The organism is Allohahella marinimesophila, from assembly GCF_039538005.1.
GTDB lineage: Bacteria > Pseudomonadota > Gammaproteobacteria > Pseudomonadales > Oleiphilaceae > Allohahella > Allohahella marinimesophila.
On sequence record NZ_BAABBO010000012.1, the window covers coordinates 226916 to 238697 of the forward strand.

The 11782-nt window shown below is 56.9% G+C and carries 10 protein-coding genes and 1 pseudogene; 6 read left to right on the plus strand and 5 right to left on the minus strand.

What is annotated here, in order from left to right; all coding sequences use genetic code 11:
* Window positions 1–22: 22 nt before the first annotated feature.
* The 4 genes from fba to tkt are packed head-to-tail and all read right to left on the minus strand — an operon-like array spanning window position 23 to window position 5471.
* A complete protein-coding gene (gene fba / locus ABD735_RS14875; RefSeq protein WP_344807796.1) occupies window positions 23–1087 on the minus strand; it encodes a class II fructose-bisphosphate aldolase in 1065 nt (354 codons plus the stop codon).
* A 45-nt stretch (window positions 1088–1132) separates the two neighbouring features.
* A complete protein-coding gene (locus ABD735_RS14880) occupies window positions 1133–2305 on the minus strand; it encodes a phosphoglycerate kinase (protein ID WP_344807798.1) in 1173 nt (390 codons plus the stop codon).
* A complete protein-coding gene (locus tag ABD735_RS14885) occupies window positions 2302–3417 on the minus strand; it encodes a type I glyceraldehyde-3-phosphate dehydrogenase (RefSeq protein WP_344807800.1) in 1116 nt (371 codons plus the stop codon). The genes ABD735_RS14880 and ABD735_RS14885 overlap by 4 nt, the downstream gene beginning before the upstream one ends.
* Before the next feature lie 32 nt (window positions 3418–3449).
* Entirely contained in the window at window positions 3450–5471 is a 2022-nt protein-coding gene (tkt, locus tag ABD735_RS14890) for a transketolase (RefSeq protein WP_344807802.1), read from the minus strand.
* A 169-nt stretch (window positions 5472–5640) separates the two neighbouring features.
* Between tkt and ABD735_RS14895 the strand changes: the two genes are divergently transcribed.
* The 4 genes from ABD735_RS14895 to metF are packed head-to-tail and all read left to right on the plus strand — an operon-like array spanning window position 5641 to window position 10269.
* The gene (locus ABD735_RS14895; RefSeq protein ID WP_344807804.1) at window positions 5641–6717 is read left to right on the plus strand and encodes a metalloregulator ArsR/SmtB family transcription factor; all 1077 of its coding nucleotides are present in this window, start codon (window positions 5641–5643) and stop codon (window positions 6715–6717) included.
* A 47-nt stretch (window positions 6718–6764) separates the two neighbouring features.
* Window positions 6765–7919 carry a methionine adenosyltransferase gene (metK, locus tag ABD735_RS14900; RefSeq protein ID WP_344807806.1) on the plus strand — a complete coding sequence of 385 codons (1155 nt, stop codon included), beginning with the start codon at window positions 6765–6767 and terminating at the stop codon, window positions 7917–7919.
* 47 nt (window positions 7920–7966) lie between these two features.
* A complete protein-coding gene (gene ahcY / locus ABD735_RS14905; RefSeq protein WP_344807808.1) occupies window positions 7967–9367 on the plus strand; it encodes an adenosylhomocysteinase in 1401 nt (466 codons plus the stop codon).
* Window positions 9368–9405: 38 nt separating this feature from the next.
* On the plus strand, window positions 9406–10269 hold the full coding sequence (metF, locus tag ABD735_RS14910; protein ID WP_344807810.1) for a methylenetetrahydrofolate reductase [NAD(P)H]: 864 nt from the start codon (window positions 9406–9408) through the stop codon (window positions 10267–10269).
* A 147-nt stretch (window positions 10270–10416) separates the two neighbouring features.
* On the opposite strand, the gene ABD735_RS14915 is transcribed toward metF, so the two are convergent.
* Window positions 10417–10857, minus strand: coding sequence for a hotdog fold domain-containing protein (locus ABD735_RS14915; protein WP_344807812.1), 441 nt, complete (start codon window positions 10855–10857; stop codon window positions 10417–10419).
* A gap of 206 nt (window positions 10858–11063) precedes the next feature.
* On the opposite strand from ABD735_RS14915, the gene ABD735_RS14920 reads away from it, so the two are divergent.
* Entirely contained in the window at window positions 11064–11612 is a 549-nt protein-coding gene (locus ABD735_RS14920; RefSeq protein WP_344807814.1) for a TetR/AcrR family transcriptional regulator, read from the plus strand.
* Between the two features lie 45 nt (window positions 11613–11657).
* Window positions 11658–11781: pseudogene (locus tag ABD735_RS14925) on the plus strand (methylenetetrahydrofolate reductase); the annotation flags it as partial.
* Window position 11782: the final 1 nt, after the last annotated feature.

Below are 11782 nucleotides of genomic sequence, written 5' to 3' on the forward strand. Positions count from 1 at the left end.
CATCGGTCTAGCGCTCAAGCGATCAGTTGATCTTCGCAGCGAGTTCGCCCTTTTCATACCGGCTGGCCATGGCGTCGAGTGACATAGGCTTGATCTTGCTGGCCTGGCCTGCTGTGCCAAAGGCTTCGTAGCGCGCCTTGACGATTTCTGACATCGCCAGAGTCGCCTTGGCGAGATACTTCCGTGGGTCGAATTCAGCCGGGTGCTCAGTGAAATAACGACGGATCGCGCCAGTGGACGCCAGTCTCAGGTCAGTATCGATATTGACCTTGCGCACGCCGTGCTTGATGCCTTCCTGGATCTCTTCAACCGGCACGCCGTAGGTCTCGCTGATATTGCCGCCGTGCTCGTTGATGATCTTCAGCCACTCCTGCGGCACCGATGACGAGCCGTGCATGACCAGGTGCGTATTCGGGATGCGCTTGTGGATGGCTTTGATCTGGCCAATCGCGAGCGTGTCGCCTGTTGGCGGACGGGTGAACTTGTAGGCGCCGTGGCTGGTGCCGATGGCAATGGCCAGAGCATCGACCTGCGTGCGCTTCACGAAGTCTGCAGCTTCATCAGGATCGGTCAGCATCTGTTCATGGCTCAGTGTGCCTTCTGCACCCACGCCATCTTCCTCACCGGCCTGACCTGTTTCGAGCGAACCCAGGCAGCCGAGCTCGCCTTCAACCGATACACCACAGGCGTGAGCCATGGCGACGACCTGACGGGTGACTTCGACGTTGTAGTCGTAGTCAGCAGGTGTCTTGCCGTCTTCCTTGAGTGAGCCATCCATCATGACCGAGGAAAAGCCCAATTGAATGGAGCGCTGGCAAATGGCTGGCGAGGTGCCATGGTCCTGGTGCATGACCACCGGGATATGCGGAAACTCTTCGACGGCCGCCAGGATCAGGTGGCGCAGGAACGGCGCACCTGCGTACTTGCGGGCGCCAGCCGAAGCCTGCACGATCACCGGGCTGTTGGTGGCATCGGCTGCCTCCATGATCGCCCGCATCTGCTCGAGGTTGTTGACGTTAAATGCTGGTACGCCATAACCGTTTTCGGCGGCATGGTCGAGGAGCTGTCTCATGCTGATCAGCGCCATAATCTGTCTCCCTAAACTGGAACTGTTGAATGTGTTGAGCCGGTATTAATCTTTCTGCGCCGCGCGTTCTTCGAGAATTGCCACTGCCGGCAGTACTTTGCCTTCAACAAACTCGAGGAAGGCACCGCCGCCCGTCGAGATATAACTGACGCCATCAGCCACGCCATACTTGTCGATCGCCGCCAGTGTATCGCCACCACCTGCGATCGAGAAACCTTCCGAGGCCTCGATTGCCTTGGCAATTGCAGCAGTACCCTGACCAAACTGATCGAATTCGAAGACGCCCACCGGGCCGTTCCACAGTATGGTCTTGGCATCACGAATGATGTTGGACAGCTGCGAGCGGGTATGTGGTCCGATATCGAAAATCATGTCGTCGGTGGTGACATCTTCGATGATCTTTGTTTCAGCCTTGGCCGACTCGCTGAATTCCTTGCCACAGACGACGTCTTTTGGCAAAGGTACCTTTGTCTTACGAGCAATCTCCGCTGCTGTATCCAGCAACTCGTGCTCACAGAGGCTCTTGCCGACTTCATACCCTGCCGCAGCCAGGAATGTGTTGGCAATACCACCGCCCACGATGAGCTGGTCGCAGATGTCGGCCAGCTTGGTCAGTACGTCGAGTTTGGTCGAGACCTTGGAGCCGGCCACGATGGCAATCATCGGACGCGCGGGTCGGTCAAGCGCCTTTTCGAGGGCCTCGAGCTCCGCGGCCAGCAGTGGGCCTGCACAGGCTACCGGGGCGAATTTGGCCACGCCATGAGTCGACGCCTGAGCCCGGTGGGCCGTGCCGAAGGCATCCATGACGAATATATCGCCCAAGGCGGCATATTTGCGTGACAGGGCTTCATCGTCCTTGCCCTCGCCGGCATTGAAGCGCACGTTTTCGCAGAGCACGACTTCGCCGTCTTCGAGCTCGGGGCGGTTCTCGAGATAATCCTTCAGCAGACGGACCGGTTTGCCGAGGTCCCTGCTGAGATATCGTGCGACTGGCGCCAGGCTGTACTGTTCCTCAGGCTCACCTTCAGTCGGGCGGCCGAGATGCGAGAGCAGAATGACTTTGGCACCCTGGCTGACTGCAGACTTTATCGTCGGCAGTGCTGCGCGGATTCGGGCATCAGACTGAACTTCACCATCCTTGAGCGGCACGTTCAGGTCCTCACGGATGACGAGCGTCTTACCCTTCAGATCCAGATCTTCCATTTTGATCACATTCATTGCACCCGGCCCTCCACATCAGCCTTGTCTGTTTCAGTGTGTTCATCAAGCTTCTTTACTTCAATCTGCGCCCGGAAGGCGTCGTCCAGCCAGTAGCGGGCGACGTCGAGCATCCGGTTCGCAAATCCCCATTCATTATCAAACCAGATCATGACCTTGCAATGATGCCCATCGCTGACGCAGGTCTGGCTACCGTCGATGATGGCACTGTGCGGGTCGTGATTGAAGTCAGTCGAGATCAGTGGGGCCTCGGTGTAACTGAGCACCCTACAATACCCCTGAGTAGCCGTAGCCAGCACTTCATTCACTGCCGCAGCATCGGCTGCCGCGTCCAGTTGAACCGTCAGATCGATCAGCGATCCATTCATGACCGGCACCCGAATGGCGTTGGCGACGAAACGCCCTGCCATCAATGGTAGAAGACGTTCAATACCTTTCGCCAGTTCTGTCGCGACCGGAACAATAGACGCCATGCCGCTTCTGGTCTTGCGAAGATCGCCCGGTTGCCAGGCATCGATCAGCGGCTGATCGTTCATGGCCGCGTGAACCGTGGTCACACTGCCGCGAACAACGCCGAAGGCCTTGTCCAGGGCATCGATGACCGGCACCACACAGTTCGTGGTGCAGGACGCGTTGGACACGATGCTGTGACTGCGATCGAGCTGACTTTCGTTGACGCCATAGACGATGGTGGCATCGACCGAGGCTTCGGCCGGATTCGAGATCAGCACAGCGCCAGCGCCCTGCTGCAGATGCTGTTCAGCGCCAGCTCGTGTACGAATCACGCCAGTGCACTCCAGCACCAGGTCAACTTCGAGGTCTGCCCAGGGTAGCTGCTGCACGTCGGCAGTCTCGAACAGCTGGATCATATCGCCATTGACGATGAGCGCAGGCTGACCATCGGCAAATCGGGTCGAGCGGACTTCGCCGGGGAAAGGGCCGTGGGTGGTATCGTATTCGGTGAGATAGGCGATAGCGTCGGTGGCGGCGAGATCATTGATCGCCACCACCTGCATGGCCTCGCGGTGCCCCGATTCATACAGGGCCCGCAGCACGCACTGCCCGATTCGACCATAGCCATTGATGGCCAGGCGAAGATCCTTCACGGGCATATGCGGGGACGCCTGAAGCTGCCGGGCGCCTTTCAGCGCTGGCTGCCCAGCAGATCCTCGGCGGCTTCGACGATGGCAGCGCTGGTGATGCCGAAATGCTCGAACAGCTGTTCAGCAGGGGCTGACTCACCGAAGGTGCGCATACCGATGATGCGACCATCCAGGCCAGTAAATTTGTGCCAGTAGTCGACATGACCCGCTTCGACCGCAATTCGCTTGCGACACTCGGCTGGCAGCACGCTTTCCTGGTAGGCATGATCCTGCTCCATGAAGGCCTCGGCACAGGGCATGGAGACGACACGCACATAAGGCGCCCCCGGACCATGCGCCAGCTTGTTAGCCGCTTCCATGGCAATACCGACTTCAGAACCAGTGGCGATGATGATGACATCAGGGATGCCCTGCCCCGGCTTGGCCGAGTCGAAGAGCACATAGGCGCCGGCTGCGATATTCGCCAGCTGGCCATCGTCACGATCCTGGTGCGGCAGGTTCTGACGGGTGAAGATCAGCGCGGATGGACCGCTGTTTCGGACCAGCGCCTGCTTCCAGCACACGGCGCTTTCGACCGCGTCGGCCGGGCGCCAGGTGTGCAGGTTCGGCGTGGTACGCAGGTTGGTCAGCTGCTCGATGCCCTGGTGGGTCGGGCCGTCTTCGCCCAGACCGATGGAGTCGTGTGAATAGACGAAGATGACACGCTGCTTCATCAGTGCCGCCATGCGAACCGCGTTACGCGCGTATTCCATGAACACGAGGAAGGTGGCGCCGTAGGGAATGAAGCCGCCGTGCAGGGTGATGCCATTCATGATCGCGGACATACCGAACTCGCGCACGCCGTAGTGCACATAGTTGCCGTCGGCCTCTTTCTCTATCGAGTGATACTTCGCCCAGATGGTGTTGTTCGAGCCGGCAAGGTCGGCGGAGCCGCCGAGCAATTCCGGCAGCAGCACGCCGTAGGCGTTGAGGGCATTCTGAGAGGCCTTGCGGCTGGCAATGGTCTCACCCTTGCTCTGGCACTGCTGAATGTAAGCGTCGGCCTGGGCTTCGAAATCCAGCGGCAGGTCGCCCTGCAGACGGCGCATCAGCTCTTCAGCCAGCTCCGAATGCTCATTGCGATAGGCAATGTAGTCGCTCTTCCAGGTATCGCTCAGGCGCTGGCCCTTGCCCTTGGTGTCCCATTCGCGACGGATATCGTCTGGAATGACGAAAGGATCAGCCGACCAGCCAAGCGCCTTGCGGGTCGCCATGATTTCGTCATCACCCAGCGGGCTGCCGTGGCTTGATTCCTTGCCTTCCTTATTAGGCGAGCCGAAACCGATCTTGGTCTTGCAGATGATGATGCTCGGGCGGTCGCCCTCTGCCTGCGCGGCTTTAATGGCTGAAGCGATCTGCTCGCCGTCATGGCCATCGACAGCCGGTACGACATGCCAGCCGTAGGCTTCGAAACGCTTCGGCGTATCGTCAGTAAACCAGCCTTCGACTTCGCCATCGATAGAAATGCCGTTGTCGTCATAGAAGCAGATCAGCTTGCCGAGCTTGAGCGTGCCAGCCAGCGAACAGACTTCATGCGAGATACCTTCCATGAGGCAGCCATCACCCATGAAGACATAGGTGTGGTGGTTGACGATGTCGTGGCCCGGGCGGTTGAACTGCGCAGCCAGCGTCTTTTCAGCGATCGCCATACCCACGCCATTGGCAAGGCCCTGACCCAGCGGGCCAGTGGTGGTCTCGACGCCAGGCGTGTAGCCAAGCTCGGGGTGACCCGGGGTCTTGGAGTGGAGCTGACGGAAGTTCTTGATGTCTTCGATGCTGACATCGTAGCCGCTGAGGTGCAGCAGTGAGTACAGCAGCATCGAACCGTGGCCATTGGAGAGCACGAAACGGTCACGATTGACCCAGGTGGGGTCGCAGGGATTGTGCCGGAGGAAGTCGTTCCAGAGCACCTCGGCGATGTCGGCCATGCCCATCGGCGCGCCTGGATGTCCTGAGTTGGCCCTTTGAACGGCATCCATACTCAGAGCTCGAATTGCGTTGGCGCGATCACGACGTGAAGGCATGCGGCAGATCTCCTGAAAATTTGAAGGCGCGTATTTTCAACTATTCAGAGGGCGGCGGCAAATCTGATCGCTGTAACAAACAATATCAATTTTCTTTGATATTGTTCTTGAACCCTCCGCAAGCGCCTGTTAACCTCCATCGAATATTTTCAATATAGTTTTGAGATTGATGGCGATACCCCTTCCACAGCACCCAGAACAGCCCTCCGGCAGCGCCCTCAGCGTCGCCGAAAGCGCGCAGCTGTTCAAGGCCTGTGGGGACGAGATACGGCTTCAGGTGCTGCGACTGTTGCAGCAGGACACCTTCGGTGTGCTCGAGCTCAGCGCCCTGCTCGGTATCAAGCAGTCAGCCATGAGCCACCATCTGAAGGTGCTGAGCACCGCCGGGCTGGTGGAATCGCAGCGCGAAGGCAACACTATTTTCTATCGCCGCCCACTGCTCACCCCATCGGATGCCGGTCTGGATGAGTCAGTACTGAGCCGTGTATTCGATCTGGTGGATGAGCTGAGCATTAGCGACGAAGTCAAAACGAACCTCAGCCAGATCCGCACACAGCGCGCCGAACAGAGCCAGGCCTTCTTCGCCCGACACGCCGACGACATGCAGCTGCTGCAGGAGCGTGTGGCGGAATATGGTCTTTACGCCGAACCCGTCCTGAGACTGATCGATCAGCTCAGGGATCCGGACTGGCAGCACGCCATAGAAGTCGGCCCCGGTGAAGGCCACTTTCTTGTAGAACTCGCGCAGCGTTTCGAGCAGGTCACCGCCGTAGACAACTCAGCCGCCATGCTGGAAAAAGCCCGACAGCACTGCGAACAGGCCGCTGTCGCGTCAATCGATTTCAGGCATCTGGATACCGCAGAAGCCAAGGTCTCGGGTCTCGAAGCCGACCTGATCGTCATGAACATGGTGCTTCACCACGTCGCCTCGCCACAGTGTGTGATCGAAGACTGCAGCGCCATGCTCAAGCCCGGTGGCTGCCTGATCGTCTGCGATCTCAGCCACCATGATCAACGCTGGACCCGGGACGCCTGTGGCGATCTCTGGCTCGGCTTCGAAGCGGCCGAACTGCGCAAGTGGGCAGAGGCCAGCGGGCTCGAAGTCGGCGAATGCCTGTATATAGGTGTCCGCAACGGTTTCCAGGTCCAGGTACACGAATTCAGACGGCCGGCCCTTGCAGGGACAAACCGTCTTTCAATGCAGAGCCATAATTCTGCGCCCTACACCGTCGTCAGCTCGTCCTAAGTGATGACTCAGCCAATGCAATGCACGCAGGTACAAGGAACCAGTCAATGAGCGAATACTCAATCTTTACGTCCGAATCAGTCTCCGAAGGCCACCCGGATAAAATGGCCGACCAGATATCGGACGCCGTTCTCGACGCGATCCTCAAAGATGATCCGCACGCCCGTGTTGCCGTCGAAACGATGGTCAAGACCGGCATGGCCATCATTGCTGGTGAAGTCAGAACCAACACCTACGTCGAACTCGAAGAGATCGTGCGTAACGTCATCCTCGACATCGGCTACAACAGCTCTGACGTTGGCTTCGACGGCGCGTCTTGCGCGGTTCTGAACGCCATCGGCAAGCAGTCCAGCGACATCGCCATGGGCGTTGACGAAGCAGATGCGAAAGAACTCGGCGCTGGCGACCAGGGCCTGATGTTCGGCTACGCCACCGATGAGACCGACGTGCTCATGCCTGCGCCGATCTTCTACGCGCACCGCATGGTCGAGCGTCAGGCAGAACTGCGCAAGAACGGCGAGCTGAACTGGCTGCGTCCGGATGCGAAGAGCCAGATCACCCTGCGCTACGAAAACGGCAAGCCAGTCGCGGTTGATGCGGTTGTACTGTCTACCCAGCACAGCCCTGACGTGAGCCAGGCGAGCATTCGTGAAGCTGTCATGGAACTGATCGTCAAGAAGGTCATTCCTGCCGAGTGGCTGCACAAGGACACGCTGTACCACATCAACCCGACCGGCCAGTTCATCATTGGTGGCCCTGTTGGTGACTGTGGCCTGACTGGTCGCAAGATCATCGTCGACACCTACGGCGGCATGGCCCGTCACGGTGGTGGCGCGTTCTCTGGCAAGGATCCTTCAAAGGTAGACCGTAGCGCCGCTTATGCTGGCCGTTATGTTGCCAAGAACATCGTGGCGTCTGGTCTGGCGGCTCGCTGTGAAATTCAGGTGTCTTACGCCATCGGCGTGGTCGAGCCAACGTCTATTTCGGTCAACACTTTTGGCACTGGTATCGTGCCTGATGACCGTATCGCCGAGCTGGTCCGCAAACACTTTGACCTGCGCCCTGCTGGCCTGATCAAGATGCTGGATTTGAAGCGTCCTATTTATCGTCCGACTGCGGCCTATGGTCACTTCGGTCGCACCGGTGACAACTTCACCTGGGAAAAGACTGACAAGGCAGAAGCACTGAGAGCAGAAGCTTAAGCACTGCTGAAGACCAACGCATTCCACGAATTATTGAGGTAACAGTTATGGGACAGGTTGAGCCAATCACGACCCCCACGAATTTTTCAGATTACAAAGTCGCCGACATCAAGTTGTCGGGCTACGGCCGCAAGGAAATCAACATTGCGGAAAGTGAAATGCCAGCGCTGATCAAGCTGCGTGAGCGCTATCGTGCAGAGCAGCCGCTGAAGGATGCAAAAATCCTCGGCTGTATTCACATGACCATTCAGACTGCTGTACTGATCGAAACCCTGACTGCACTGGGTGCCGAAGTACGCTGGTCTTCATGCAACATCTTCTCTACGCAGGATCATGCGGCAGCTGCGATTGCGGCGGCTGGCATTCCGGTGTTCGCGTGGAAGGGTGAGACTGAAGAAGAATACGAGTGGTGCCTGCGTCAGACCGTCCTCAAGGATGGCCAGCCATGGGATGCCAATATGATTCTCGACGACGGCGGCGATCTGACGAACTTGCTGCACGATGAATTCCCTGAGATGCTCAATAAGGTCCACGGTATTTCAGAAGAGACGACCACTGGTGTACACCGTCTGCTCGAGCGTCTGCTGAAAGGCACGCTGCGGGTTCCGGCCATCAACGTCAACGACTCAGTCACCAAGAGCAAGAACGACAACAAGTACGGCTGCAGACACTCGCTGAGTGATGCCATCAAGCGTGGTACCGACCACCTGCTGTCAGGCAAGAAGGCGCTGGTTATCGGTTATGGCGACGTGGGCAAGGGTTCAGCCGCTTCACTGCGTCAGGAAGGCATGATCGTCAAGATCACAGAGATCGATCCGATCTGTGCGATGCAGGCCTGTATGGACGGCTACGAAGTCGTCTCTGCCTACAATAACGGCGAAACTACCGGCAAGGTTGAAGACGTCAATGTCGCGCTGCTGCAGAACACCGACCTGCTGGTGACCACCACTGGTAACGTCAACGTCTGTGACTCAGCCATCCTGAAGACGCTGAAGAAAGGCGCCGTGGTCTGCAACATCGGTCACTTCGACAACGAAATCGATACGCCGTTCATGCGCAAGACCTGGGAATGGGATGAGGTGAAGCCACAGGTTCACCTGGTCTACCGTGACCGCGCTAACGACGACTACCTCATCCTGCTGTCTGAAGGCCGTCTGGTGAACCTGGGTAATGCCACTGGTCACCCGTCACGCATCATGGATGGCAGCTTTGCCAACCAGGTACTGGCGCAGATGCACCTGTACGCCGAGCGTTTCGGTGATCTTCCGGAAGACGAGAAGAAAGGCAAGCTCTACGTCAAGGTACTGCCGAAGAAGCTCGACGAGGAAGTGGCTGCAGCGATGGTTCAGGGCTTTGGTGGCGTACTCACCAAGCTGACCTCGCAGCAGGCAGACTACATTGGTGTGAAGGTCGAAGGACCGTTCAAGCCAAATGACTACAAATATTGATCGCGTAAAGTCGATCTAAGCAGAGAAGGATCCTGGTGATGCAGTCGCAACAGAAGTTCAAGCCACGTTACAGCTTCGAGTTCTTTCCTCCGAAGACGGACGAGGGCTGGAAGAAGTTGCAGAAAGAGCGCGATGAGCTTGCCAAGCGCAAGCCCGACTTTTTCTCGGTGACCTACGGTGCTGGTGGCTCCACGCGTGAGCGTACCATCGACACTGTGCTGCAGCTGCACCGCCAGGGCATCTCCACCGCCCCTCACCTGTCGTGCATTGGTTCGACAAAAGAGGCGATGGACGATCTTCTCACCCTGTACAAGAATGAAGGCATTCAGCGTATCGTCGCCCTGCGCGGCGATTTGCCTTCTGGTATGGGCTCCTCCGGAGCCTTCCGCTATGCCAGCGATCTGGTTCGCCATATCCGCGAGCATAGTGGCCAGCATTTTCTGATCGAAGTCGCAGCCTACCCTGAGTTTCATCCTCAGGCGCCATCGGCCAGCAAGGACGTCGGTTTCTTCAAGCAGAAAGTCGAGTGTGGCGCCAACAGCGCCATCACCCAGTACTTCTACAATATCGACGCCTATTTCAGTTTCATCGACGAGTGCGAGAAACAGGGCATCGATATCCCGGTGGTCCCCGGCATCATGCCGATCACCAACTATTCCAAACTCGCCCGTTTCAGCGACATGTGTGGTGCGGAGATTCCCCGCTGGATTCGCTCGAAGCTCGAGGGCTACGGCGACGATAGCGAGAGCATCATGAAGTTCGGCGAAGAGGTCGTGAGCAGTTTGTGCGAGCGGCTAATTCAGGCTGGTGCGCCTGGGCTGCATTTCTATACCCTGAACCAGGCGGCGCCTAGTTTGGCGATTTGGGATAATTTGGGGTTGAAGTCGCCGATTGAGTTTTAGGTTGTTTTGAAGGGTTCGCAGCTTGCGGCTCTTCCTCCATATTTCGGAAACGATCAACGTTGAATAACTCTTCATTGCGCCATACAAGCGGTACTGCTTCAGTTGCCGGGCTGATCGGTTGCCGTTCAGCCCGGCGGACCTGGTCGATTAGCTCAACTTGACGTTCATGGTAATTTCCGCTGTGAACACCAGTTGACCACCCTCATCAAATACTTCGACTGGAACAGTTTTTTCACCAGCAGTAGTCCAATCAACCTCCTGTCCATTCGCGACAGCACGCAAAGCCGTCTTTGCCTTAGCTAGATATTTGACCGACATAGCCTGTGGGATCCACCGTCCATCGCCAGGTATCGACGCATCTGTCATCAATCCCGCCACTAGCTCAGCGACGTTGCACATCGCGATTGCGTGTACCGTACCCAAGTGGTTGGTAATTTCCTTTCTGAACGGCACCCGTGCTTCGGCGTATTCTGGTTTTAAATCTACGAGTTCTGGCTGGATCGTGCTGAAATACGGTGCCTGTTGGCACACCATGTTACCGAAGCTCTCGGGGCCGAACGCGTTGAATGCTGCTAGGGCTTGGCTCATAGGTAAGCTCTCCATGACATTGAAGGATAATCATCTAAACAGAATTATATTCTGTAAACGAACATTATTCTGTTTATGTCACAGCTGTCAAACGATAGAATCAAAGGTAACGCTAGCCCAAACGGATGAATGACAAATTGATCAGTGAATACAACATCTTGGAATTTCGGTTTCCGGGCCGTAGGGCTGCACTGAAGAGAGAGATCTTGAAGCAAGCGCTCGATTGCTTTAATGAACTTGGAGTGGAGGCAACCACGATCGATACAATCAAGGCTCGTTGCGAAACGAGTGTTGGAGCGATTTATCATCACTTTGGGAACAAAGAAGGCATTTTGAGTGCGCTTTTTTTTGCTGCACAAGATGATCAGCGACAACACCTGGAGCAGGAGTTGGCCAAGACGGACAGTCTTCGCGACGCAGTCTATTCGATCGTATCGAGCTATTTGGACTGGGTTGTAGCCCACCCGAGTTGGGCAAGATTCCTGTTTCAGGCACGCTCTTCAGTATCAAAGGGGCCATTTCATCAGGAACTGAAAGCTCGGAACGCCAAGAATTATCAGGAACTGAAAGAGAAGTTGCTCAGTTTTGAATACAAAGATACCAAGATTGTTCAGCCGTTCGAGATTCTATCTTCTCTGATCGTAGGCCCATCGGAGAACTATTGCAGAGCGTGGCTGGCACATCGGGTCCAGACATCCCCTAGCGACTACCGGGACGAATTCGCGGAATCTGCATGGCGCTCGCTGCAGAGGTGATCCAATCGATCGCTTCAACCAAGCGGCGATCGCATAAAGTGGCGTGTGGTTCCAGGCGTCATGCCAATCACCAACTATTCCAAACTCGCGCTTCAGCGACATGTGTGGTGCGGAGATTCCGTGCTGGATTCGCTCGAAGCTCGAGGGCTATAGCGACGATAGCGATAGCA